Annotated in this window: 28 protein-coding genes; 19 read left to right on the top strand and 9 right to left on the bottom strand. The window is 40.0% G+C overall.

The features are described from left to right. Positions 1 to 11: 11 nt before the first annotated feature. From CHY_RS13005 to CHY_RS06410, 3 genes are read left to right on the top strand one after another with little or no spacing between them, the layout of a single operon-like run. Complete coding sequence (locus CHY_RS13005) at positions 12 to 155, top strand: CcmD family protein (protein ID WP_011344288.1); 144 nt, start codon at positions 12 to 14, stop codon at positions 153 to 155. A 3-nt stretch (positions 156 to 158) separates the two neighbouring features. Next, complete coding sequence (locus CHY_RS06415) at positions 159 to 395, top strand: hypothetical protein (RefSeq protein WP_011344287.1); 237 nt, start codon at positions 159 to 161, stop codon at positions 393 to 395. A gap of 54 nt (positions 396 to 449) precedes the next feature. Next, the gene (locus tag CHY_RS06410) at positions 450 to 668 is read left to right on the top strand and encodes a hypothetical protein (RefSeq protein ID WP_041537692.1); all 219 of its coding nucleotides are present in this window, start codon (positions 450 to 452) and stop codon (positions 666 to 668) included. 23 nt (positions 669 to 691) lie between these two features. Here CHY_RS06410 and lexA read toward each other — a convergent pair whose 3' ends face one another. Then, positions 692 to 1,306, bottom strand: coding sequence for a transcriptional repressor LexA (lexA, locus tag CHY_RS06405; RefSeq protein ID WP_011344285.1), 615 nt, complete (start codon positions 1,304 to 1,306; stop codon positions 692 to 694). 146 nt (positions 1,307 to 1,452) lie between these two features. Here lexA and CHY_RS06400 point away from each other — a divergent pair, with 146 nt between their 5' ends. From CHY_RS06400 to CHY_RS12740, 16 genes are all read left to right on the top strand, one after another. Then, positions 1,453 to 2,967, top strand: a complete 1,515-nt coding sequence (locus CHY_RS06400) for a sigma-54 interaction domain-containing protein (RefSeq protein WP_162485069.1) — start codon at positions 1,453 to 1,455, stop codon at positions 2,965 to 2,967. 119 nt (positions 2,968 to 3,086) lie between these two features. After that, positions 3,087 to 3,929 carry a fumarate hydratase gene (locus CHY_RS06395; protein ID WP_011344282.1) on the top strand — a complete coding sequence of 281 codons (843 nt, stop codon included), beginning with the start codon at positions 3,087 to 3,089 and terminating at the stop codon, positions 3,927 to 3,929. Positions 3,930 to 3,941: 12 nt separating this feature from the next. Then, positions 3,942 to 4,490: a Fe-S-containing hydro-lyase gene (locus CHY_RS06390; RefSeq protein WP_011344281.1), complete on the top strand. Its 549-nt coding sequence runs from the start codon at positions 3,942 to 3,944 to the stop codon at positions 4,488 to 4,490. Positions 4,491 to 4,511: 21 nt separating this feature from the next. Continuing rightward, positions 4,512 to 6,230 carry a succinate dehydrogenase/fumarate reductase flavoprotein subunit gene (locus CHY_RS06385; protein ID WP_011344280.1) on the top strand — a complete coding sequence of 573 codons (1,719 nt, stop codon included), beginning with the start codon at positions 4,512 to 4,514 and terminating at the stop codon, positions 6,228 to 6,230. A gap of 16 nt (positions 6,231 to 6,246) precedes the next feature. Continuing rightward, the gene (gene sdhC, locus CHY_RS06380) at positions 6,247 to 6,666 is read left to right on the top strand and encodes a succinate dehydrogenase, cytochrome b556 subunit (protein WP_011344279.1); all 420 of its coding nucleotides are present in this window, start codon (positions 6,247 to 6,249) and stop codon (positions 6,664 to 6,666) included. Between the two features lie 15 nt (positions 6,667 to 6,681). After that, positions 6,682 to 7,026, top strand: coding sequence for a succinate dehydrogenase hydrophobic membrane anchor subunit (locus tag CHY_RS06375; protein ID WP_011344278.1), 345 nt, complete (start codon positions 6,682 to 6,684; stop codon positions 7,024 to 7,026). Between the two features lie 6 nt (positions 7,027 to 7,032). After that, positions 7,033 to 7,824: a succinate dehydrogenase iron-sulfur subunit gene (locus CHY_RS06370; RefSeq protein ID WP_011344277.1), complete on the top strand. Its 792-nt coding sequence runs from the start codon at positions 7,033 to 7,035 to the stop codon at positions 7,822 to 7,824. 23 nt (positions 7,825 to 7,847) lie between these two features. Further along, positions 7,848 to 9,086, top strand: coding sequence for an NAD(P)-dependent malic enzyme (locus CHY_RS06365; RefSeq protein WP_011344276.1), 1,239 nt, complete (start codon positions 7,848 to 7,850; stop codon positions 9,084 to 9,086). A gap of 212 nt (positions 9,087 to 9,298) precedes the next feature. Beyond that, positions 9,299 to 10,774 (top strand): ATP-binding protein, encoded by a 1,476-nt coding sequence (locus CHY_RS06360; protein ID WP_049752084.1) that lies wholly within the window; start codon positions 9,299 to 9,301, stop codon positions 10,772 to 10,774. Next, on the top strand, positions 10,767 to 11,429 hold the full coding sequence (locus CHY_RS06355) for a response regulator (RefSeq protein WP_011344275.1): 663 nt from the start codon (positions 10,767 to 10,769) through the stop codon (positions 11,427 to 11,429). Before CHY_RS06360 ends, CHY_RS06355 begins: the two co-directional genes overlap by 8 nt. A gap of 98 nt (positions 11,430 to 11,527) precedes the next feature. Next, the gene (locus CHY_RS06350; RefSeq protein WP_011344274.1) at positions 11,528 to 12,547 is read left to right on the top strand and encodes a TRAP transporter substrate-binding protein; all 1,020 of its coding nucleotides are present in this window, start codon (positions 11,528 to 11,530) and stop codon (positions 12,545 to 12,547) included. A 48-nt stretch (positions 12,548 to 12,595) separates the two neighbouring features. Further along, complete coding sequence (locus CHY_RS06345) at positions 12,596 to 13,114, top strand: TRAP transporter small permease (protein ID WP_041537691.1); 519 nt, start codon at positions 12,596 to 12,598, stop codon at positions 13,112 to 13,114. 1 nt (position 13,115) lies between these two features. After that, entirely contained in the window at positions 13,116 to 14,411 is a 1,296-nt protein-coding gene (locus CHY_RS06340) for a TRAP transporter large permease (protein ID WP_011344272.1), read from the top strand. Positions 14,412 to 14,493: 82 nt separating this feature from the next. Further along, positions 14,494 to 15,513, top strand: coding sequence for a TRAP transporter substrate-binding protein (locus tag CHY_RS06335; protein ID WP_011344271.1), 1,020 nt, complete (start codon positions 14,494 to 14,496; stop codon positions 15,511 to 15,513). A 63-nt stretch (positions 15,514 to 15,576) separates the two neighbouring features. Then, positions 15,577 to 16,779, top strand: a complete 1,203-nt coding sequence (locus CHY_RS06330; protein ID WP_011344270.1) for a Coenzyme F420 hydrogenase/dehydrogenase, beta subunit C-terminal domain — start codon at positions 15,577 to 15,579, stop codon at positions 16,777 to 16,779. Positions 16,780 to 16,856: 77 nt separating this feature from the next. Then, complete coding sequence (locus CHY_RS12740) at positions 16,857 to 17,339, top strand: cytochrome c-type biogenesis protein (RefSeq protein ID WP_011344269.1); 483 nt, start codon at positions 16,857 to 16,859, stop codon at positions 17,337 to 17,339. A 104-nt stretch (positions 17,340 to 17,443) separates the two neighbouring features. Here CHY_RS12740 and lepB read toward each other — a convergent pair whose 3' ends face one another. The 8 genes from lepB to CHY_RS06285 all read right to left on the bottom strand — a co-directional run bounded on the left by lepB (position 17,444) and on the right by CHY_RS06285 (position 24,840). Further along, positions 17,444 to 17,998: a signal peptidase I gene (lepB, locus tag CHY_RS06320; RefSeq protein ID WP_011344268.1), complete on the bottom strand. Its 555-nt coding sequence runs from the start codon at positions 17,996 to 17,998 to the stop codon at positions 17,444 to 17,446. Positions 17,999 to 18,026: 28 nt separating this feature from the next. Further along, on the bottom strand, positions 18,027 to 19,748 hold the full coding sequence (locus CHY_RS06315; RefSeq protein WP_011344267.1) for a sigma-54-dependent Fis family transcriptional regulator: 1,722 nt from the start codon (positions 19,746 to 19,748) through the stop codon (positions 18,027 to 18,029). Between the two features lie 3 nt (positions 19,749 to 19,751). After that, positions 19,752 to 20,390, bottom strand: a complete 639-nt coding sequence (ppaX, locus tag CHY_RS06310) for a pyrophosphatase PpaX (RefSeq protein ID WP_011344266.1) — start codon at positions 20,388 to 20,390, stop codon at positions 19,752 to 19,754. Between the two features lie 14 nt (positions 20,391 to 20,404). Continuing rightward, positions 20,405 to 21,283: a B12-binding domain-containing radical SAM protein gene (locus CHY_RS06305; RefSeq protein ID WP_011344265.1), complete on the bottom strand. Its 879-nt coding sequence runs from the start codon at positions 21,281 to 21,283 to the stop codon at positions 20,405 to 20,407. Continuing rightward, complete coding sequence (locus tag CHY_RS06300; RefSeq protein ID WP_049752128.1) at positions 21,243 to 21,722, bottom strand: DUF523 domain-containing protein; 480 nt, start codon at positions 21,720 to 21,722, stop codon at positions 21,243 to 21,245. The genes CHY_RS06305 and CHY_RS06300 overlap by 41 nt, the downstream gene beginning before the upstream one ends. 75 nt (positions 21,723 to 21,797) lie before the next feature. Beyond that, positions 21,798 to 22,979 carry an acetyl-CoA C-acetyltransferase gene (locus CHY_RS06295; protein WP_011344263.1) on the bottom strand — a complete coding sequence of 394 codons (1,182 nt, stop codon included), beginning with the start codon at positions 22,977 to 22,979 and terminating at the stop codon, positions 21,798 to 21,800. Between the two features lie 130 nt (positions 22,980 to 23,109). Further along, on the bottom strand, positions 23,110 to 24,066 hold the full coding sequence (locus tag CHY_RS06290) for an electron transfer flavoprotein subunit alpha/FixB family protein (RefSeq protein ID WP_011344261.1): 957 nt from the start codon (positions 24,064 to 24,066) through the stop codon (positions 23,110 to 23,112). A 12-nt stretch (positions 24,067 to 24,078) separates the two neighbouring features. Beyond that, on the bottom strand, positions 24,079 to 24,840 hold the full coding sequence (locus CHY_RS06285) for an electron transfer flavoprotein subunit beta/FixA family protein (RefSeq protein WP_011344235.1): 762 nt from the start codon (positions 24,838 to 24,840) through the stop codon (positions 24,079 to 24,081). Positions 24,841 to 24,863: the final 23 nt, after the last annotated feature.

Below are 24,863 nucleotides of genomic sequence, written 5' to 3'. Positions count from 1 at the left end.
GGGGTAAGAAAATGAGTAAATTAACTGCTTTAGCTTTAGCGTATTTTATTATTTGGACATTAATTTTTCTCTATACTGTGGTCTTGGGACAAAGGCAAAAGCAAATTAAACGGGAATTGGAGTTAATAAAAGAGGCTTTAGATAAAAGGAGTTAAACCATGAAAAGAGCAATACTGGCATTGGGAATTTTTTGGGGGATTATTCTTGGTGCCTTTTTTGTGGTTAATTACTTTGAAAAAAAAGATTTGGAACTTAATTTAGCACCGGAAACTTTTGCTGAAATGTATCGGGTAGAAGATATCAAGGGAAATGCAGCAATTGCCGCCGTGAACGACTTACATGGAAAACTAATTGATATCAAAGCAGCTGAAGTTATTACCTATAAAAACTATTAAAAGGAAGCCCGAATTTGGATTTCAAAGGCCAATTCAGTACAGGAGGCAGCTTACTTGTGTGATCTTATGGACCGGAAGATAAAAGCGGCTATAGGTAAAAGTCCTTTCAGCTATCCAGAGGCGATTGAAATTGAGGGTTTAAAGGTTTTTAAAACTTATGGCATGGGTAGAGTGCATTACTACTACCAAAGTAAGGATAAAGTATTTTGGCTGGAACTACCTGCGGAACTGCACCAGGATTTGTTAAAGGAAGCTTTAAAAATATGGAAATAAGCCAGCAAAAGTTGCTGGCTTATTTAATATCGTCTTAACAAGCCTATAACTTTACCCAATATTTTTGTTTCCCGGTTTATGATAATCGGTTCGTATTTTGAATTTGCTGGAATTAATTTAATCACTCCATTCACACTATCTTTCCAGAATTTTTTTACAGTAACTTCTCCCTCTAAATAAGCGACAACGATGTCACCGTTTTCGGCTACTTCTTGCTTTTTTACAATTATCACATCTCCTGGCAGTATTCCTTCCTCGATCATACTGTCTCCCTTAATGCGCAAAGCAAATAACTCTTTTTCCGGAAATAGGGACTTGGGTATTTGCATTTCTTCTTCGGCATTTTCAATGGCTAAAGTTGGATAACCGGCAGCAACATTGCCCAATAAGGGAATTGATAAAAGCTCTTCCGGTGCTTTTTCGGCTACAAGTTCTAAGGCTCGTGGTTTGGTTGGATTTCGTTGCAGATAGCCTTTGCTTTCCAAGTTTTTCAAGTGGTGATGAACAGTGGAGGGAGAGCTTAATCCAACACCCTGACAGATTTCTCGAATTGTGGGAGGATATCCATTCTCATTGAGGTATTGCTTTATAAATGAGATTATTTTTTTTTCCTGGTGCGAAAGAAGGGAGTTTTTCACGCAAAAATCACCTCATTTTGGTAGCTTTTAAGTTTATTATAATAATGTTTTAGGTTTTTGAAAACATAAGTTCGAAATTATTTTGCAGGAAAAACTTATAATTTATAGAATAAAAATTTATAAAATTAAAAACGGAGGAATGAACAGTGACGATTTATTATTTAGGAGAATTGGAGCCGGAGTTTTTAAAGGGATTGCCAATAGTCAAAGTCCAGAATGTGGAACAAGCGGTGATGGCAAATCCTGATTTTTTTATTGCCGATAATAAAGGGTTAAGTCAGATTACCGATTTAGTGCTTGCCCAGAAAATGCGGGAAGAGCTTCTGAAAATTTTAGATTCTCTCCAGGAGGGAATTGAAATAGCCGACGAAAAAGGCGAAATTAAATACATCAATCAAGCGTTTACCCGCATAACTGGTATCGAAAAGGAAGAAAGAATTGGCAAAAATATTTTCGAAGTTTCCCCCTATGGAGCTTTAGCCCAGGCCATTAAGTTAATGAAACCGGTTATCGGGCACCGAACTTTAGTGGGGGGAAGTAAAGCAGAAGTGGTATCAAATGCTGTACCGATATTTATCGATGGAAAATTAAGCGGTGGAGCTGTGGTATTTCAAACGGTTACGGATATTCTGAAAATTAGCGAACAACTCAGTAAAACTCAGGAAATGTTAGAGAGCTTTAGTCAAAAGCTTTCGGAGCTTTCCGGTTGTCGTTATACTTTTAACGATATTATTGGAAAGGATGAAAAACTTTTAGAGGCCAAAAAAATAGCGAAAAAGGCCGCAAAAAGTGATGCCACGGTTCTTCTGTTAGGTGAAAGTGGAACCGGTAAGGAAATGTTTGCCCAGGCAATCCACATGGAAAGTAGTCGTTCCTCAAAACCTTTTGTTAAAATTAACTGTGCTGCTATACCTGAAAATTTATTAGAGAGTGAACTGTTTGGTTATGAAAAAGGGGCATTTACCGGGGCAACCAAAACCAAGATGGGAAAGTTTGAATTAGCCCATCAGGGAACGATATTTTTAGATGAAATTGGCGATTTAAATTTATTTTTACAGGCCAAGCTTTTGCGAGTTTTGGAAGATAAGCAATTTGAAAGGGTTGGAGGTATTGAAACTATTACTACTGATGTAAGGGTTATTGCAGCAACAAATCGCGATTTAAAGCGAATGGTTAAGGAAAGAAAGTTTAGGGAAGATTTATATTTTCGTTTAAAAGTTATTGATATAGAACTACCACCGTTAAGAAAGAGAAATAAAGAAGATATTTTGCTGATAGCAGAAAATATTATCGGTAGATTAAATCGGCGCTTTGGCAAAAAGGTAAAAGGATTAACGCCAAAGGCACAGGAGCTATTTCAAAATTATCCATGGCCCGGAAATATACGTGAGTTAGAAAATCTTTTAGAGAGAACAATAATCTTGGTGGATGATGAGTATTTAGACGAGCATCATTTCTATGGCTATTTTTCAAAAGCTAATGAACCTCCGGTTTTGGAAAAAAGTTTCCCAATTAAAAAATTGGGGGACATAGAAAAAGAGGTTATAAGTATGGCATTGGAGAAATATGGAAGGTCCTTATCGGCAAAAAAAATGATTGCCGAAAAACTGGGAATTTCCCTTGCAAGCCTTTACAATAAGATAAAGCGATATAATTTGTAATTTTAAAAATTAAAATAAAAGTTATAATTTTTAAAAAATAGAAGCATGTTTGTTTTTTTTATGCCTGAAAATCGTTGGCATCATAATTGCTTAAAGTACCGATAGGGAGGGATGGATAGATGCGTAATTTAGATGTTAAGGAAATTAAAAATGCCGTAAAAACTTTAGTAGTGAAGGCAAATCAGGAACTAAGTACCGATATTTTAAATGCTTTAAAGGTAGCAGCGAACAATGAGGAAAGTGAAGTTGGTAAAAAAATATTACAGAGAGTTATTGAAAATGCTCAAATAGCCAAAGATGAAGAATTACCAATTTGTCAGGATACCGGTACTGCGGTAATATTTTTAGAAATTGGCCAGGACGTACACTTGGTAGGGGGGGATTTGCACGATGCAATTAATCAAGGGGTTAGAGAGGGATATAGTGAAGGATACTTGAGAAAATCAATTGTGAAGGATCCTCTAAACCGGGTAAATACTGGTGACAATACTCCAGCAGTGGTGCATATTGATATTGTTCCAGGAGACAGGGTAAAAATTACGGTAGCACCTAAAGGCGGTGGAAGTGAAAATATGAGCCAGCTAAAAATGTTAAAGCCTGCTGATGGAGTTGAAGGAGTAAAGCAATTTGTTATTGATACAGTTCGTCAAGCAGGCTCTAATCCTTGTCCGCCAATAATTGTAGGTGTGGGAATTGGAGGTACTTTTGAGAAAGCTGCCTTATTAGCAAAGAAAGCATTGTTACGGGAAGTTGGCACTCAAAATCCCGACCCCTTTTACAACTCCCTGGAAAGAGAACTATTGGAAAAGATAAATAATTTGGGGATTGGGCCTCAGGGATTAGGAGGCAGGGTTACAGCTTTAGCAGTTCACATTGAAACTTACCCAACCCATATAGCAAGCTTACCCGTGGCAGTTAACTTAAATTGTCATGTTGCTCGTCATGAAACTGTTATTTTATAGAGGTGAGAGAGCATGATTAAGATTACTACACCTTTGAGCGAAGAGGTTATTGAGAAATTACAAATCGGTGATGAAGTTTTAATTAACGGTGTAATTTTTACCGCCCGTGATGCTGCTCACAAAAAGTTGTATGAACTTTTAGAAAAGGGGGAAGAATTACCTGTTAATTTAAAAGGGCAAATAATTTATTACGTAGGTCCTACACCAGCAAAACCAGGCAGGGTTATTGGTTCCGCTGGACCAACCACCAGTGGGCGGATGGATAAATATACTCCGCGCCTTTTGGATTATGGCTTAAAAGGGATGATAGGTAAAGGACTCCGAAATAAGGAAGTGCAAGATGCGATTGTCCGCAATAAAGCTATATACTTTGCGGCAATTGGGGGAGCCGGAGCGTTACTTTCAAAAACAATCGTTAAAAGTGAAGTGGTGGCCTATCCGGATTTAGGTCCTGAAGCTATTTACCGCTTAGAAGTAGTTGATTTTCCTGCAATTGTGGTTATTGATGCTCGGGGACAAAATTTATACGAGGTAGGTCCGGAGAAATTCCGGAAAGAATAAAAATTTACAAAAAAGAGGGGGATGGATGTGAACGTTCTAAAACATGATTTGATAATTATTGGCTCCGGACTTGCTGGACTTAGGGCAGCGTTGGAGGCTGCTTTTTTATCCAAGGGAGAATTGGATATTGCGCTTGTCAGTAAGACGCAGCTTTTAAGACCTCATTCGGTTTGTGCTGAAGGCGGAACCGGTGCAGCTCTCCGGATTGACGAAGGGGATAGTCCGGAATTGCATGCCTGGGATACGGTTAAAGGAAGTGATTTTTTAGCAGATCAAGATGCGGTTTGGCGTTTTGTCGAATTAATTCCCCAAGAAATTTTGAAATTAGACCACTGGGGAATACCTTGGGCCCGCCGGGAAAACGGAAAAATTGACCAAAGACCATTTGGCGGTCACTCGTTTCCGCGAGCGGTTTTTGCGGCGGATAAAACGGGCTTTTTTGAAGTTCACACAATGTATGATAATCTTCAGCGCTTTTCCAACGTTCACCGTTATGATGAAGTAATGGTTACATCTCTATTGATTGAAGATGGGGAGTACAGGGGATTTACCGCAATAGATTTAACCAGGGGAGAATTTTTAGTCTTTCAATCCAAAGCTTTAATAATAGCTACCGGTGGCGCCTGCCGCATCTATGGTTTCACCACGTATTCATACACTGTTACCGGAGACGGAATGGCGATAGCTTACCGGGCAGGTTTGCCGTTAAAAGACATGGAATTTGTGCAATTTCATCCGACCGGTCTTGTTCCTTCGGGAATTTTAATTACCGAAGCTGCTCGGGGAGAGGGAGGGTATTTAATTAATAACTTAGGGGAGCGTTTTATGGGGAAATATGCAGAAAAAATGATGGAATTAGCTCCCAGAGATATTGTTTCCCGTTCGGAAATGCAGGAAATTGAAGCGGGCAGAGGATTTACCCGGGAAGATGGTTTGGATTACGTTTTACTGGATTTAACCCACCTCGGGAGGGAAAAAATTAATGAACGTTTACCGCTAATCCGGGAAGTGGCCATAAAATTTGCGGGAATTGATCCGATTGAAAAACCTCTTCCGGTTCGGCCTGTAGCCCATTATTCAATGGGCGGCATTCATGTCGACATTGATGGACAAACTCCGGTGCCAGGGGTATATGCAGCCGGTGAAGTTGCCTGTGTTTCTATTCATGGAGCTAACCGTTTAGGTACAAATTCTACTGCTGAATGTCTGGTATGGGGAGGTATAACCGGAGGCAAAGCATATGAGTACGTAAAGAAGCAAAAAGCTTTTCCAAAATTACCGACAGAAATGGTCTTGAGGGAAGAGGCCAGAATTAACGAAATATTTAATAAACCAAATAAAGAAAGCTTATATACAATAAGAAAAGAGTTAAGGGAAATCATGGATAAAAACGTTGGAGTATATCGGGATGAAAAGGGGTTAACTGCAGCCCTTAACAAGGTAAGGGAGCTAATTCAGCGGTTTAAGGATTGCGGACTGGAAGATAAGAGTAAATATTACAATACCGACTTAGTTTCATACCTGGAAATGGAAAATATGTTAACTTTGGCGGAAATTATTGTTTTAGGAGCTTTGGAAAGAAAAGAATCCCGCGGAGGTCATGCCCGTAGAGATTATCCCAACAGGGATGATGAAAACTGGTTAAAACACACGTTAGCTTATTATACTCCTGAGGGGCCACGGCTTGAATACCTGCCGGTAAAGATTACTACCTGGAAACCAGTGGAAAGAAAGTACTAATAGGAGGGGTTTTTAGATGTATGACAATCGTTTGGGCATCAAGGGTAACTTTTATGCGGGAAAATTCGGAATTGAAAGATATTTATATACTTTACACCGGATTTCCGGGCTTGGACTAATTATCTATCTTTTGCTGCATATTGTGGTAACTTCTTTTCGTCTTGGGGGTCCCGATGCATGGGCAAAGGCTATGGGAACCGTTGATAGTCCAATATTTAAATTCGGGGAATTCCTGGTAGTAGTGGCAGGTGTTTTTCACGGATTAAACGGTTTACGGCTTATACTTACCGAATTTGGTTACTTTATCGGCAAACCTGAACGTCAGGAGTATCCCTATAAATATTCAACTTTAAAACAGCGACCTTTAATGTATTTCCTAATGATTTTAGCGTTAGTAGGAATTGTTATAAGTGTTTATGATATATATTTGGCCTAAAAAGGAGGGGTTTTGGTGAGTGAATCAAAATTGTGGTTTTTATTCATAGTAGCTGCTTTAATTTTACTGGTGTTTCTTGGAATACATCTGGGATACATGCATCTTGATAATATTTTGGGCGTAAACGACCCCTTGGATTACAATAACGTAAAAACCCGGGGACAGGATACCTTTTGGCTGGTGAGTTATCTTATCCTTTTAGTAGCTGCTTTATATCACGGAATGTATGGCTTAAGAACGATTCTTTTGGAATATTTTCCGCAAAATCTTAAATTTATTAATGGTTTAATAGGGATAATTGGCTTTTTAGCTTTAGTTTTAGGTAGTTATGTTGTAATATATTCTTACATTGGGGGGTAGGGGGAATTGAAGGTAAGGTTTAAAATTTGGCGCTATGATCCTGCAAAAGATGTACAACCGTATTTTCAAGATTATACTTTCGATGTAAAAGAAGGCATGACAGTTTTAGATTGTCTTTACTATATAAAAGAAAATATTGATGCCACGTTGGCTTTTAGAGCCTCGTGCCGAATGGGTATTTGCGGTTCCTGCGCGATGTACATTAATAAAAAGCCGCGACTTGCCTGTGAAACTCAAGCTTTATCCCTCGGGACTGACGTAATAGAGATTGCTCCACTGCCTAATTATAAAAATATAAAAGATTTAGTTCCGGATTTAACTCCGCTTTTTGAAAAACATAAAAATGTCAAGCCATATGTAATACCTGAAAACGAGCAGGAATTTATAAATCCTACCGGAGAATATTCCCAGACACCGGCAGAACTTGAAGAATACCTGCAATTTGCTTATTGTATAAAATGCGGTGCTTGTCTGGCGGCTTGCCCTACGGTAGGAACTACGCCGGATTTTCCCGGACCGCAAGCTTTGGCCCAAGCATATAGATATAATGCTGATAATCGCGATTTTGGGGAAAAGGAAAGAAAAGTTCAGGTCGATAATCCAAAAGGTTTATGGCGCTGCCATATGGCGGGTGCATGTGCTGAAGCCTGTCCTAAAGGCGTTGACCCTGCTTTGGCTATCCAGCTTTTTAAAAGGTCGTTCTTTTTCACCGGCCGCAAACCTAAAGCCCGCTTAATTCCTTTAAATAAGGAAAAGCCTGCTCGGGGAGGAATAAAAGCTCCTGAGCCTACTGTTTAATTTAAATTAAAGGAGGTTTTAAAATGGCAGATTTTAAAGCTAAAGCTTTAGAATTACACAAGAAATTTCGCGGAAAAATTGAAGTAAAGTCGAAAGTACCTGCTAAAACTGCGGAAGACTTATCTTTAGCCTATACCCCTGGAGTTGCAGAGCCCTGTAAGTTAATTGCTGAAAATAAGGATTTGTCATATGAGTATACCAGCCGCTGGAATATGGTGGCGGTAGTGTCCGACGGTACTGCAGTTTTAGGATTAGGAGATATTGGACCTTATGCCGCCATGCCTGTAATGGAAGGTAAGGCACTCCTCTTTAAAGAATTTGCCGGGGTTGATGCCTTCCCAATTTGCCTTGATACCAAAGATCCGGATAAAATTGTCGAGGTAGTAAAACTTTTAGAGCCTACTTTTGGAGGGATTAATTTAGAAGATATCGCAGCACCTAATTGTTTTTACATCGAAGAGCGATTAAAGAAAGAAACATCCATTCCCATTTTTCATGATGACCAGCATGGAACCGCTATTGTTACCCTGGCGGCTCTAATAAATGCGTTAAAAATAGTTAATAAAGATATTTCAAAGATTAAAGTAGTGGTCAATGGTGCAGGGGCTTCAGCGACTGCAGTTTCCAAGCTTATTATGGCAAGCGGAGTAAAAAATTTAATAATGTGTGATAGTAAGGGAATTATTTACCGGGGCCGTCAAGAAGGAATGAATAAATACAAAGAAGAATTAGCCCAAATCACTAACCCTGAAAATATTAAAGGAACCCTTAAGGATGCTTTAAAGGGAGCAGATGTTTTTATTGGACTTTCCAAAGCAAAACAAGTAACGGAAGAAATGGTTAAGTCAATGAATAAAGATGCAATTGTCTTTGCTATGGCCAATCCAGAACCGGAAATCTACCCCGATGAAGCGAAAAGAGCGGGGGCCAGGATTGTAGCTACCGGTCGCTCCGATTTCCCCAATCAAGTAAATAATGTTTTGGCATTCCCGGGAGTTTTCCGGGGTGCATTGGATGTAAGGGCGACAGATATCTCCGAAAAGATGAAAATAGCAGCAAGTTATGCTATAAGTTCTTTGGTTGCCGAAAATGAGCTTAATGAAGATTATATTTTACCCAAAGCTTTCGATGCAAGAGTTGCATCAACAGTTGCTCGCGAAGTGGCAAAAGCGGCTTTAGAGGAAGGAATAGCAAGAATTAAGATAAGCCCGGATGATGTCTTTAAACATACCCTTGAACTTTTGGAAAAAAGCGGCTCCTAAAGGGGTCGCTTTTTTATGCGTTAATCTAAGTGAATCTTATAGTCACAAGGAATTTTAAATTTTCTAACGAATTTTAAACTCTAAATTAAAAAATATTGAGGGAAGAATAATGAGGAGATTTAAACTTGCAACAAAAATAACCTTATTAGCTTTTACGGTTGCAGCTTTTTCGGTTTTTTTTTTCAGGATTCTTTCTTACCTATAAAGCAGCGGTGGAATTAAAAAAGGAACTCGGCAAGCGGGCCCTGGCAATTGGTAGGACGGTAGCGGAAAACCCTACAGTTAAAAAATACCTGGGCAGGCCGGAAGGTTTTAAGGAGATTGAACCGGTAGCTGAAAGAATACGCCGGGCGACCAATGTTGATTATATAGTTGTACTGGATATGAATCGTATACGCTATTCCAGTCCTCTTCCGGAAAGGGTAGGCTCAAAATTTTCCGGAGGAGATGAAGGGCCGGCTTTTGCCGATAACGAATATATTTCTGAGGCAAAAGGAATAAGGGGGATAGCGGTTAGGGCTTTTGTTCCTGTCAAAAATGAATCTTTTACAGAGCAAATTGGGGTTGTGGTGGTGGGAATACTGCTTCCTACCTGGTGGGAGCTTTTAAAAAGTGTCCGGGAAGGAATATACTTAGCAACTCTTTTGGGTTTATTTATTGGAGCAATAGGGGCAGGTTTTTTAGCGGTAAAAATAAAAAAGGAAATTCTGGGGTTAGAACCGGAAGAAATTGCCAGTCTTGTGGAACAGCGGGATGCTCTCTTAAATACCATTAACGAAGGAATAGTGGCTATCGATCGGATGGGGAATATTACCCTGGTAAATCCGGCGGCTCAAGTTATTTTAAATCTCCGGCAAGAAGAGGTATTGGGTAAAAATATCGGAGAAGTTGCCCCTGAAAGCAGGCTTCCTGAAGTGATGGCAACGGGGCAACCGGTGTATAATCGTGAAATTTTTGTAGGCGGCAAGCAGTTAATTTCCAGCCGGTTGCCCTTAAAGGTTAAGGGTAAGGTTATAGGTGCGGTTGCAGTCTTTCGGGAAAAAAGTGAGGTCCAAAAATTAGCGGAAGAATTGACCGGAGTAAAAAAGTTTGTCGAAGCATTAAGGGTTCAGAACCATGAAAACTTAAACCGTCTTCATTCTATTGCCGGTCTTATTCAACTGGGTAGGGTGGACGAAGCGTTGGACCTAATTTTTCGTTTGACGGACACGCAACAGGCGCTTACAACATTTTTAACAAAAAAAATTAAGGACCCGGCTCTGGCCGGGCTTATTTTGGGGAAAGCCGCCAGGGCATCGGAATTAAAGGTAGAATTTTTGGTTAATCGGCGAAGTTTTGTTGAAGGATATCCTGCCAAACTTGACAGTACCAAAGTCATTGAGATTACCGGCAACATTCTGGAAAATGCCCTGGAAGCGGCGGTATCAGGAAAAATAAAAAAGGTTTATCTTAAAATCCAGGCGAATAAAAGAAGATTTTTTCTTCTTGTACTTGATACAGGGCCGGGAATAAAAGTTGAAAAAAATAAAATCTTTGAGCCAGGGTATTCTACAAAAGGGGAAAATCGTGGTTATGGACTTTACATTGTAAAAAGGCATTTAGAGGATGTTTATGGCAAAATTAGAATTAGATCAACTTCCAAAGGAACCGTTTTTTTAATCAAAGTAGGAGGTGAGAAAAATGATTAAAACGGTTATCGTTGAAGATGACCCCATGGTCCTGGAGATAAATAAGAATTTTATAAAGGAAGTAGAAGGTTTTGAAATAATTGCAGCTCTTAAAAGCGGTAGTGAACTTTTAAACTTTTTAAAAAACCACTCTCCAGAACTTCTCATCCTGGATATTTACCTTCCCGATATTGACGGTTTAACATTGTTAAAGGAAATTCGCCGGCAAAATATTTCGGTGGATGTGCTGGCCATAACTGCAGCTCAGCAAGGAGAAATAGTAGCTGAATTATTGCGGTACGGTGTGGTAGATTATATTATCAAGCCTTTCAAAAAAGAGCGGCTTGTAAAAGCACTTTTAACCTATAAAAATAAATATTTAAAAATAGGCCGGAAGAGAAGTGTTCAACAGGAAGATATTGACCGTCTTTTTGCCAGATCAAGTGCTGGGGGTGAGCTTCCGAAGGGGCTTAATGATATTACTTTAAAAAAGATTTTGTCTCTTTTGGAAGAAACAAGGGAACCGCTGGCAGCAGCGGAAGTGGCCAAAAGAGCAGGAATATCGCGGGTCACGGCCCGAAGATACCTGGAATACTTAGAAAGGGAAGGTCTTGCCGGAAAGGAAATACGATATGGTAGTATTGGCAGACCGGTAAATTATTATTATCTTCGCTGAACAAAAAGAACAAAATTAACTTTACGAGTAAAATATTTTAAATATTTAGAAAAATTCTTATATTAAAAATATAAAATCATTTTAAGGGGGTGGCTTTGTTGTTAAAGTTTAGCAGAAATATTTTTATTGCCGTATTAGTCCTGTTTTTGGTATTTGCGTTAGTTGCGTGCGGAAGCAAACAGGAAGGGGAAAAGAAAACCGAACCTATTGTTATCAAGTTTTCCCACGTAGTGGCGGAAACTACTCCCAAGGGGCAGGCGGCATTAAAATTTAAAGAGCTTGCGGAGCAAAAAACCGGTGGAAAAGTAAAGGTGGAAGTATATCCATCGAGCCAGCTTTTCGGGGATAAGGAGGAGTTAGAAGCGTTAATCGCAAATAACGTTCAATTTATTGCACCTTCGGTAACCAAACTGGTAGGTTTAAATCCGCAGTTTCAAATTGTTGATATTCCCTTTTTGTTTAAGAGCGAAGAAGCAGCACTTAAGTTTTATCAGGGCCCCGCAGGTCAAAAGCTTTTAAAAAGCCTGGAGGATAAAGGTATCATTGGTCTAGCCTGGTGGCCAAACGGGGCAAAGCATTTTACCAATTCTAAACGTCCCTTGAGAAGACCAGAAGATTTTAAAGGGCTTAAATTTAGAACTCAATCCGGAGGTGTTTTGGAAGAGCAATTTAAACTTTTAGGCGCCGGCTCCCAGACTATACCTTTTGGAGAAGTTTATACTGCCCTGCAAAACAAAACGGTAGACGGACAGGAAAATACTTTTAATAACATCGATACCCAAAAGTATGCTGAAGTGCAAAAATATCTCACGGTTTCGGGTCATGGACGGCTGGATTATGTGGTTTTAACCAATAAGACCTTCTGGGATAGCCTGCCTGAAGATATTAAAAAAGCTTTGGAAGAAGCTCTGGCCGAAGCTACTGAATATGAAATTAAGCTTTCAACGGAGTTAAACCAGAAAAGCATGGAAAACCTTAAAAAGAGCGGCAAGCTTGAGTTTTATTATTTAACTCCACAGGACCGGGAGGCTTTCATTAAAGTTTTTGAACCGCTTTATAAAAAATATGAATCAATTATTGGTAAAGAGATCATGGATGCTGCGAGAAATGCCGAGTAGGGCACATCAACGGATGTGCCCTTTTTACTAACAAAGGAGGGAATTGTTTTGCGGGAAAAATCGTTATGGATAAAAATCTACGAGGGCTTAGAGGATTACTTAAGTGGCGGACTTTTATACTCAGGCCTTACGCTTATTTTTGTAAATGTGCTTTTGCGTTACGTTTTTGGTAAACCAATAGCCCTTTTAGACGAATATTCGGTGTATTTAATAGTGTGGGGCGCCATGATTGGCTTTGCTACTGCATTGCGTGATGATCACCATATTAAAGTAAATATACTGTATGACCGGCTTTCACCAAAAGGAAAGCGAATTGTAAGTATTTTTGCCAATTCAGTTGGGGCATTTTTTGCAATTCTAATGTTAATTTACGGTATAAAATTAGTAGTTACCTACAAAGTTTTAGGCCAGGGTTCGGCAGACAGTCAAACCCCGCTTTGGATTGTATCCCTGGTTTTGCCAATATCAGGCTTTATGATGGTGGTAAGATTTGTTGAAAAAGTATTTCTACTGCTAAAAAAAGACACCTGGCAGAAGTTGATCCAATCAAAGGAGGTGGGGCTGTAAAATGGATGTAGGAACTCTAACGTTATTGTTATTTGCGATTTTTATCTTGCTTTTTCTTTTAAACGTACCGATTGCGATAAGCCTGGGTACGGCTGCAGTCATTATTTTATATTTAAGCGGAAAGTTTACCTTATATTTTATCGTGCAGCGTATGTTTGCTTCCCTTCTTTCCCCGCCCCTAATCGCAATACCGGCATTTGTGGCTGCCGGGGTTATTATGTCCCGGGGCGGGATTGCCAGGTATTTAATTGAAGCTTTAAAAGCCTGGATTGGTCATTTGCCCGGCGGGATGTCGGTGGTTACAATCTTGGCCTGTGCTTTTTTTGCGGCAATTTCGGGATCAAGTCCGGCTACAGCAGCAGCAATTGGCTCAATAATGCTGCCGGCACTTTTGGAAAGTGGCTATCCCAAACGATACAGTATGGGACTTATTGCGGCAGCGGGTACTTTGGGAATTTTAATTCCGCCCAGCGTAACCCTCGTAATTTATGGAATTACCGCGGAAGAGAGTATCGGTAAGCTTTTTATGGGCGGCCTTTTGCCGGGGCTTTTCCTGGCGGGGGTTCTGGTATTAAGTGCAATAATTTATGCTAAAAGGGGAAACTTTAAAGGAGCTGAAAAAGCGGACTGGGCGACAAGGATAAAAGCAACGGTTAAGGCTTTGCCCGGAATGTTTTTACCGGTATTTATCCTGGGAAGTATTTACTCTGGTATTGTTACCCCGACCGAAGCAGCAGTGCTTTCGCTTTTTTATGCTTTATTTGTTTCGGTTTTTATCTACCGCGAGTTAAAACTCCAAGATATTAGAGGAATCTTGGTAGATACTATTAATACCGTATCTATGATCTACTTGGTTATAGCTGCTGCGATGGTTTTTGGCTTGTTTATCGTTACCAACCAAATTCCCAATATTGTTGGAGAATGGATTAAAAACGCTAATTTAACCAAGTTTACTTTCTTTCTGGCAACAAACTTAATGTTTTTTATCATGGGAACCTTTTTAGAAGCAGTTTCCATTACTTTAATTACGCTACCGATTTTGTTGCCGATGATAAAACATCTCGGGATTGACCTAATCCAGTTTGCTATAGTAATGACGGTAAACATGGAGCTGGCAATGATTACACCACCGGTGGGCTTAAACCTTTTTGTGGTGAGCAATATGGCCAAGGAAAAATTGGAAGAGGTAGTAAAAGGGGTAATACCGTTTATTGTAATCATGATTTTAGTTATGATTCTTCTAATGGTTTGGCCGGATATATCCCTGTACATTCCCAGGGTCTTAATGAAAGATTAGATGCCGGGATTTCCCGGCATTTAAATCTTTAAAAGGGTAGATTTAAAAGAGTATAATTTTAAAAAAAGACTTTGGAGGAGAGATGGTGCGAGGTTTATTATTAATTTTAAGTTTGCTTTTCTTGGGATTGCAGGGATGTGCGCCAAAAGCAATTGATTTTGAACAGACGAGTCCCAAAGAAAAAATAGTTTTAACCTTTTCTCACGTGGTAAGCGATGCTTCGCCCAAAGGGCGGGCTGCCCGCCTGTGGGCCGATCTGATTTATCAACGAAGTGGTGGACGGATAGAAATGAAAATTTATCCCAATGGCACTCTTTATAAAGATGGCGAAGAGTTGGAAGCATTGAAAAAGGGGTATGTCCAGATTATTGCCCCTGCGACCTCCAAGTTAACTGGATTAGATGAACGCTGGGGGGTTTTTGATCTTCCGTTTTTCTTTAACGATTTAGAGCAGGTGCATCAATTGGCAGATGGGCCGGTAGGAGAACTATTAAGAAAAAGCATGCGAGAAAAAGGGATAGAAGTGTTGGCCTACTGGGATAATGGGTTTAAAATTCTTACCGCTGACCGGCCTTTAGAAAATTTGAAAGACTTTCAAGGTTTAAAAATACGTATTATGGACAGCCCTATTTTAAAAAAGCAGTTTTTAAAATTAGGAGCAATTCCGGTGCCCCTCTCCTTTAATGAAGTATTTGCAGCTTTAGAAAATAAAAAAGTAAATGGTAGTGAAAATACCCCATCAAATCTCTACTCCAAAAAGTTTTACCAGCTACAAAGCCATGTAACTGTTTCCAATCACGGTTACTTAGGATATGCGGTTTTAATGAACAGGGATTATTTTAACAGCTTGGACAAAGAAACAAGAAAAATCCTTTTAGACACCTTAAAGGAAGTTACTGCTTGGCAAAGAAAAATAGCATTAGAACAAAATGCTGAAGATTTAGCCCGTATTCGAAATGATCAAAATATTAAGATTCATGATTTAACTCCGGAAGAAAAGGAAGCGTGGCAAGCGGTATTAAAGCCTATTGTGTATGAAATAATCCCTTTATTTCCAAAAAATTTACAAAACGAAATTTTAAAAACAGGAAATCTTAACTGAATAGTTTTCAAAATGGGGTAATATTATAGCAATTCCTAAAAAAAGTGGGGGAAAATAAAAGGAATGAAAACGGGATTTCCCCAATTAGAAAATTTAGTAATTCGGCGAGGCTTATGTACGGGTTGTGGCAGCTGTGTTGGAGTATGCCCTAATGGGGCGCTTGAAATGACCCGGGTGTACGGCGAACCTATGCCGGTTTGCAGAGACAAATGTTCAGAGTGCGGGATTTGCTTTCGCATTTGCCCGGGAAGCGATGTGCCGCTTTTGGAATTTGAAAAACATTTTTTTGGTAGCAATCGTAACCCTACTTTGACAGACCTGGGATTCTATCGCGGAAGCTATGTTGGGTATGCTGGGGAAGAAATTATCCGAATAAAGGGTGCAAGTGGAGGAGTGGTAACGGCGCTCTTGGTGTATGCATTAGAAAAAGGAATAATTGACTGTGCCATTGTGGCTGGTTTTAATAAAGAAAAACCTTGGCTTACCGAGGCCAAGTTAGCAAAAAGCAAAAAAGAAATTATAGATGCAGCCCAATCAAAATACGCCGTAGTGCCTGTTAATATGCTCTTCCGGGAAGCTGTAAAGGCGGGATGCCAGCGCGTAGGAATTGTTGGGCTTCCCTGCCATATTCATGCGGTGCGTAAGATGCAGTATTATGATATACCGAGGGATATAGCGGGGAAAATTAAATTAGCAATAGGTTTGTTTTGTGCTTCTCAGTTTTATTTCGAGGGTACGCGGCATATTTTGGTGGAGTGGTGCGGTGTAGATGACATGGAAGAAATAGCTAATTTGGAGTACCGGGGAGGAGAATGGCCGGGACATTTTGTGGTAAAGCTTCATAGTGATAAAACCATTACTATTGACCGTCACCGGTATGTTTATCATATGTTAATGCCCAATTACAAAAGGGACCGGTGTGAAATGTGTATCGACTGGAGTAGTGAACTTGCCGACATTGCTGTAGGAGATTACTGGGCTTCTCCGACAATTGGAGATAACTTCAGCGGCACTTCAGCCCTGTTAGTAAGGTCTTTACCGGGTGAGGAGTTAATAAAGAGTGCTGTAGAAGAAAAGGTGTTATATCTGGAAGCTCTTGAGCCGGAAAAACTTTGCAGTAGTGTAGGGTTTGAAATGAAAAAACACGGAGCGGCTTTTCGTTTGGCTCAGCGCCAGCAATTTGGCTGGCCAACTCCTAATTATCACATGAAGGTGGATTATACGCCTTTTTTTCGAGAGTTTCATATGGCACCAGAAAAAAAATGAGGCAACGGTGGTTGTTGCTTTTCTTTTTTGTCAAACATACTACAAAATGTGGTATAATCATTTAAGGAGGTGAAAAAATGTTTTTAAGAAAAAATTTTTTCATCATGATACTTATGTTAAGCTTGATGATTATGTTAAATACTACAGCCTTTGCGTATGATGTAAACCTTTTTAAAGAAATTACCAGTAAAATGGTCTGTTTATGTGGTTGTGGTAAACAAAAAATCTATGAATGCGAGTGTCAACAGGCTGAAACTATTAGGAACGAAGTTAAGAAAATGCTAAATGAAGGAAAGACGGAGGCGGAAATCTTAAGTTACTACGTTAAAAGAGATGGCCAGGAACGGCTGGCGGCGCCAACTGCTAAAGGATTTAACTTTTTAGCCTGGATAATGCCCGGTATCGGGTTAATAGCCGGTGGTTTATTTGTAAATTACTTTATTCGTAAAAAACAAAGAAGCGGTAATGTTCTTATGCAAAAAATAAATGATAGTGATAAGGACAGTCTAAATAACCTGGATTTTAAAGAGATTGAGGAGGAGCTTAAAAAATATCTTTAATGGTGGACTAACTTTGTAGTCCACTTTTTTGTTTAAAAAATAACTTCCCATAATAAGTATTATGTAAACTAAAAAGCTTTAAAAAAGATAACCAGACTTTCTGGTTATCTTAAGACCTTTACCCGGTTAAGCGGCCAGTAGGTTAAAACTGCCCGACCTTTTATGTTTTTTATCGGTACCGCACCAAAATACCTGCTATCAGCACTGTGTTGGCGATTATCACCCATAACAAAAATTGCATCTTTGGGAATTTTAAAAGGTCCAAAGGGTTCCATTTCCATTTTTGCAGGTAAATAATTTTCCTTTAACGGTTTACCGTTGATGTAAACGGTATTATTTTTAATTTCCAATGTTTCCCCCGGAAGCCCAATTACTCTTTTTATAAAGGGCGGTGAATTTGCTGAATTCGGAGGATCAAAAACCACTATTTGTCCCCGCTCTATAGGCTTAATTTTATACCAGAATTTCAAAACTACGACCCGGTCGTTTGGTAAAATTGTGGGTATCATTGAACCGGTTGGAACGTAAGTCAGTTGAAAGATAAAAGTTTTAATGATAAACGCTAAAATTACTGCCCAGATTGCTGCTGAAATGAATTCTTTTATTTCATTTTTCCAGGAAAAACTTTTTGTTGTTTCTTTTTCAGTTTCGCTGAACATTGTCTTTTACGTCCTTTCCAAAAATTTTTTAAGGTAAAAGGTTAAAATATTTTAGTCTTTTGTGAAGCCATTGGCGGGATATTCCCAAAAGATTGGCCGCTTTACTTTTATTGCCTTTAGCTTTTAAAAGAGCTGCCTTAATTAATTCTTTTTCATATGCCTCAAGTAAATTTGTAAGACTTTGTCCTAATGGAAATTCTTTATTTTTTAGTTCTTCTCCCAGAATATACGGTGGTAGATACTTTTTTTCGATGACTTTGCCCTCAACTAAATTAAAACACCTTTCCAGGACATTTTCAAGTTCTCGGATATTTCCCGGCCAGGAATAATTCATAAATATATCCATAACTTCCGGAGAAATACCCGTAACATTGGTTCCGTATTCTTTATTAAATTTTTCTATGAAATATTTTATTAATAAAGGTAAATCTTCAATCCTTTCCCTTAGAGCTGGTACGTATAACGAAATTACATTAAGCCGGTAGTAAAGATCTTCCCGAAATTTCTTCTTTTTAATAAGTTCTTCTAAGTTTTGATTGGTTGCGGCAATTACCCTAACGTTAATTTTTCTTGTCTTTCGGTCTCCCAGCCGTTCAACTTCTTTTTCCTGCAGTACCCTTAAAAGTTTAGCCTGCATAGTTAAGGGCATATCCCCTATTTCATCCAAAAATATTGTACCATTATTTGCTAATTCAAACTTACCGATTTGTCCTCCTTTTTTAGCTCCGGTGAACGCTCCTTCGACATAACCAAAAAGCTCTGCTTCGAAGAGATTTTCCGGAATTGCGGCGCAGTTAACCTTTATAAAGCTACCCGGTCTTCCGCTCTCCACGTGTAAGGCATGGGCAACTAATTCTTTTCCGGTTCCACTTTCCCCCCGGATTAAAACGGTGGTGTTATAAGGAGCTATCTTTTTAATTATTTCTTTTAAGCGTACAATAGAGGGATGATTGCCGATTATTTTATTTTCGGTAAATTGTTTTGACGTATATTTAGTTAATTCGTTTTTATAATACGATAATTCGGAATTTAATTGATTAACCTTTTCAGCCAAGGCTAATAAGTCACTGACTTCTTGAAAAATAACTTTGATTACTCCTCCATAAAGTTTGTAATCTTTTACTATCGGGTATTTAAAAGCTACCACTTGCCTGCCGTTAATTTCTACAACTTCTGTTTTTATATCGTCGGCGGATTCTGGTAATTCACAAAAGAAAGGATTTGCGGTTAAGGAGTTAATAGGTTTATTGACGATATCGCTTAACTTTAGGCCAAAGAGGTCAGCAATTGCTTTATTGGCGTGGGTGACCGTTTTATCTAAATCCAGAACCATGTATCCTTCCTGGCCCGCTTCGAGGATGGTTTCTAAAGTTTGTTTTAAAGCCAAAACATTTTCCAATTCATCGGCAATGTTTTTTAGTTCATTAATTTCCTGAGCTACCCCAATAGCACCAATAATCTTACCCTTGTAATAAAGTGGGGTTCGGTTAACTACATACAAGTTATCCCCAATTTTAAATTTGCGACCAATATGGGATTCGCCAGTTTTCAGCACCTTATTAAGCCCGCTAAACGGCAAGACTTCATTTATATTTTTTCCCAAAGCTTTTTTTGCAGGATAGTTAAAAACTCTTTCACTGGCTTTATTAAAAATAATAACCTTTCCTTCTTCGTCGATGGCTACAATAGCATTATGAATTGAATCAAGAATGTTTAAAAGACTTAAATGATTTATGGGATTTATCGCCACAGTTTACTCCACCCCGGTTATTTTTAACAAGTCGTCAAAAGAATTTAAAATGTAATTCGGTTTTGTTTTTACCAAATCCTCCCAAGGTAAAACGCTCCATTTTACCGCAGCAGTTTTAACTCCAGCTCTTTGGGCACTTACCATATCATGAGGACTATCGCCAACCATTAAACATTGTTCTGGCTTTAATTGAAAAAATTTTAGAGCGTATAACACCGGAGCAGGGTCGGGTTTATGTTTTTCAGTATCCTCCAAAGCAACTACGAGATCGAAATATCGGTCCAGGTTAAATAACTTAAGGCCTCTTATAGCAGTACTTTTTACTTTTGATGTAATGACGGCAAGTATTTTACCCCTTTGTTTTAATTTTTTCAAAGTTTCTTTTGCCCCCGGAAAAGGTTTTACCATTTGATCGTGATGCTGTAAATTAAATTCACGGTAAGCAGCTATCACTTGGTCGATTGTTTCCGGATCTAAATTTTCAAAGGAATAAATGAGTGGTTTGCCGAAATAGGGATAAATCTCTTCCCTGGTGATATCTTTATTTAGAAAATTTTTATAAACATGTTTAAACGATTCATATATCAGATCAAAAGTGTCCAACAAAGTACCATCTAAGTCAAAAAATACTGCTTTTATCATTACAACTCTCCTTTTTATAGCCTTCTAAGATATTCGGGGCGCAATGGCCAAATTCCTTTTTCTTCGAGAGCTTCATCAATAATTTTAATAAGTTTAGCGCGGTCTTGATTAAGTACTCCTCTTAATGGTAAGTAGTTTGAAGCATGATTACTGCGAAATACCGTATTGGATAAGTTTAAATTTTGTAAAAACAATTTTAATTCCTGTAAAATTTCTTTGCTCGAAAGGAGCTGAAAGCGGTTTTCTTCTGCATCCTTGTATAGTTTTGTACCGGGTACTAACATTAATGTGAGGGTAGCTAAAAAATGGGGACTTATTTTGGAAACGACCTCAGCCGAAGATAGGGCATGTTCTTGCCAGAGCTCTTTGCCACCCAATCCGGATATTACGGTTATGGAAAGTTCAAAATTTGCCTCTTTTGCTTTTTGACACCCGTTGATTATCTCTTCGGCAGAAAATCCTTTTTGGACCTTTTTTAAAACCGTATCTGAACCACTTTCAAGACCGAGGTACAAAAGTGATATCCCGTGTTCTCGAAGCAAATGCAGTTCTTCGGCACTTTTAGTTAAAAGCGATTTAGGTCCTGCGTAACTGCTTATTTTTTTTAACCGGGGAAAGCTGTTTTTTAACATCTTTAATACTTCGATTAGGTATTCGGTAGGAGCACTTAAAGCATCGCCATCGGCTAAAAAAACTTTTTCGGCAAAGGGATAATTTAGCTTAAAAAAGTTGATAATTTCTTTAACTTCCTTTAAAGGCCTTATCTGAAAAACCTTGTCTTTATACATTCCGCAAAAGGTACACTTATTATGGCTGCATCCCACCGTTACTTGTAAAATAACGCTATTTGCTTCACTCGGGGGGCGAAAAATATTGCCACGATAGATTTCCATCCGCCTCCCTCCCTATACTTTTTTCGGTAAAAAGTTTAAAACCATGCTCAAAAAGAAGCCGAGCGGTAACACCCATTCCTGGAATTAACCGTTTTTGAAAACTTCCATCGTAAATGTAATTTACGCCGCAGGAAGGGCTTTTTTCTTTAAGGATGATACCGGATAATTTATTTTCATAAAATTGAGCAATTTTTAAGGTTTCCTGAGCTCCCCGGAAAAAGTTACTTGTTACATCTTCACCCTTGATATTGATTACTTTAAGTTCGGGATACGAAATAATTTCTGCCGGTAAGCGGGGTGTTGGCAAACCACCTAATTGTTCGGGACAAATGGGAATAAATAATTTATCTTTTAAAAACTCCAGTACCCGGGGATTTAAATTGTTAGTACCATCATATTTTGTATTTAAACCAACTAAACAAGCGCTAACTAAAAAAATAGTTATAACCTCCTTTTTCTTTACCCAAAATTTTACCACTTTAAACCAAAGAAAAAAAGCCGGAATTTCCGGCTTTTAAACTTTTTCAACTACTAAAGCAAATCCTTGGCCGCCACCGATACACAAGGTTGCTAAACCGTATTTTGTATTACGTTTTTGCATCTCATGTAATAAGGTTACCAATATTCGAGCTCCCGAGGCTCCTATGGGGTGACCTAACGCTATGGCACCACCGTTGACATTAGTTATTTCCGGATTTAATTCGAGCTCTTTAATTACCGCTAAAGCCTGGGCGGCAAAAGCTTCGTTTGCTTCAATAAGCCCCAAGTCCGAAACGGTTAAATTGGCTTTTTTAAGGGCTTTGCGGGTGGCAGGTATTGGGCCTAAACCCATATAGGCAGGATCTACTCCCGCAGCTGCATAACCGCGGATAACAGCCAAGGGTTTAATATTTAACTCTTGAGCTTTTTTTGCTGACATAACTACAACCGCAGCAGCTCCATCGTTAATTCCCGAGGCATTTCCGGCAGTTACGGTACCATCTTTTTTGAAGGCCGGTTTTAGAGCGGCAAGTTTTTCCAGGGATGTACCGCGTTTGGGAAATTCATCGGTGGAAAATACCAGGGGTTCTCCTTTTTTCTGGGGGATGATTACGGGAACGATTTCTTCTTTAAACTTTCCTTCATCAATTGCTTTTATAGCTCTTTCCTGACTTTGCAGGGCAAATTTATCCTGTTCTTCGCGGGTTATATTGTATTTTTCGGCTATATTTTCCGCGGTAATACCCATATGCACATCGGTAAAAGCACACCATAAGCCATCTTTAATCATGGAATCTATCAGGGTATCATGCCCCATGCGGTAACCTGTCCTGGCTTTGGGCAAGACGTAAGGTGCTAAAGACATGTTTTCCATTCCCCCGGCGACAACGATATCGGCATCACCTGTTGCTATTGCCTGATAAGCCAGTCCGACGGATTTTAATCCTGAACCGCAAACTTTGTTTACTGTAAAAGCAGGTACTTCCTGGGGTATTCCTGCTTTTATAGCTGCCTGCCGGGCTGGGTTCTGGCCTAATCCTGCCTGCAAAACGTTTCCCATGATAACCTCATCGACAAACCGGGGCGCAAGGTTAATGCGGTTTAGACTTTCTTTAATAACAAGCGCTCCCAAATCCACTGCCGGAGTTTGGGCAAGGCTACCCAAAAAACTGCCAATGGGAGTTCTAACGGCACTAACTATTACAACTTCTTCCATTTACCATTCTCCCCCTCTAAAACATTTTTCATAGTTGAAAAATGGGGGTGTAGTTGTTGGTCTACACCCCAAGAAGTATAATTAAAGCCAATCTCCTCTTCCATTTCTCTACATTTCACTTACATTTAAGTTACGATTTTAAAAGCTTTTTAAACTCTTCGGTTAAAAGCGGAACTATTTCAAACAAATCGCCAACAATACCGTAATCGGCAACTTTAAAGATGTTAGCTTCCGGGTCTTTGTTGATGGCTACTATTACCTTGGAGCTGCCCATCCCGGCTAAGTGCTGAATTGCCCCGGAAATACCTACGGCGATATACAAACTGGGGGATACGGTCTTACCAGTCTGGCCTACCTGGTACCGGTGCTCCCGCCAGCCGGCATCTACCGCTGCCCGGGAGGCCCCTACCGCTGCCCCTAAAACGTCCGCCAAATCTTCCAACAGCTTGAAGTTCTCCGGACCTTTCATCCCCCGACCACCCGATACTATGATATCCGCTTCGGTTAATTCGGGACGTCCCGATACCTGCTTGACTACTTCCTTTACTATGGCTTTTAAATCTTCCGGCATAAAGCTGACCGCCACTTCTTCAATTGCAGCTTGCCCGCCTGTCTTTTCCGCTGCCGAAAATACGTTGGGCCGTACCGTTACTATTAACGGATGGCTGGTGGCCCCCACTTTGGTATAAGCTTTCCCGGCGTAAATGGGCCGGACAAAGACTCCTTCTTCGTAACCGGTGATGTCGCTTACCTGTCCCGCTCCTACCCGCTGGGCTGTCCGCGGTGCAAAGTCCCTCCCCTGAGCGGAGTTGGCAATTAACACTACTTCCGGCTTTTCTTTATTGATTAATTCCGCCAGTACCCGGGTGTATTTGGCGGTGGTGTACTGCTCTAAATCCGGATGGTCGGCTACATATACTTTCCCTACTCCGTATTCCCCAAGTTCAGAAGCCAGGCCTTTTACGTCTTTTCCGATTACTACCCCTTCAACCTCTCCCCCTATTTGCCGGGCCAAAGTTACCATCTCAAAGGTTACTTTCTTTAACTTACCTTCCCTTTGCTCTGCTACTACCCATACTTTACCCATTAGCTCCACCCCCTATATTACCTTGGCTTCTTCCCGTAAGGCTTTGACTAACTTGGCTACCGCTACCGCCGGCTCATCGGTGAAGATTTTCCCCGCCTGCTTGCCTTTGGGAAGAAAGATTTCTTTTATCTCTACCTTGGGCGTGGCATTTACCCCCAGGTCTGCGGCGTTTATGACCTTTAACTCTTTTTTCTTGGCCTGCATGATGCCTTTCATGGAAGGATACCGCGGCTCATTTAACCCCCGCTGGGCGGTAACAAGGGCCGGTAGAGGCACTTCTACCACTTCGGTACCACCTTCGATTTCCCGGTGGCCGGTAATCTTGCCTTCCCCTACTTCTAATTTGGTGACAAGGTTAATTTGGGGTAAGCCTAAAATCTCGGCTACCCGTACCCCTACCTGGGCGGAACTGTCGTCAATGGCCCGCCAGCCGGCTAAAATAAGGTCGTATTCCATTTGCTGCAGCACTTTCGCCAGTACTTCGGCTACCACCATTTCATCTAACTGCAGGCCGTCGGTTTTGACCAGTACCGCCCGGTCGGCTCCCATGGCTAAGGCCTGCCGTAATGCTTCCTGAGCCCTATCACTCCCCGCCGATACTACCACTACCTCCCCCTGCCCAAGTTTTTCCTTGATCCTTAGTGCTTCTTCTACCGCAAATTCGTCGTAGGGGTTAATGATTAAGGTTACCCCGCTGTCGTCAATTTTCCCGTCCTTTAATACTATCTTGGCTTCGGTGTCAAAGGTTTGCTTTAAAAGGACTACTAATTTCATAAAGTTAAATCCCCCCCTGAAAG

Source organism: Carboxydothermus hydrogenoformans Z-2901 (assembly GCF_000012865.1).
GTDB classification, from domain to species: Bacteria; Bacillota; Z-2901; order Carboxydothermales; family Carboxydothermaceae; genus Carboxydothermus; species Carboxydothermus hydrogenoformans.
The sequence above is the reverse complement of the archived record's forward strand: the minus strand, read 5'-3'. Positions and strand labels throughout refer to the sequence as shown.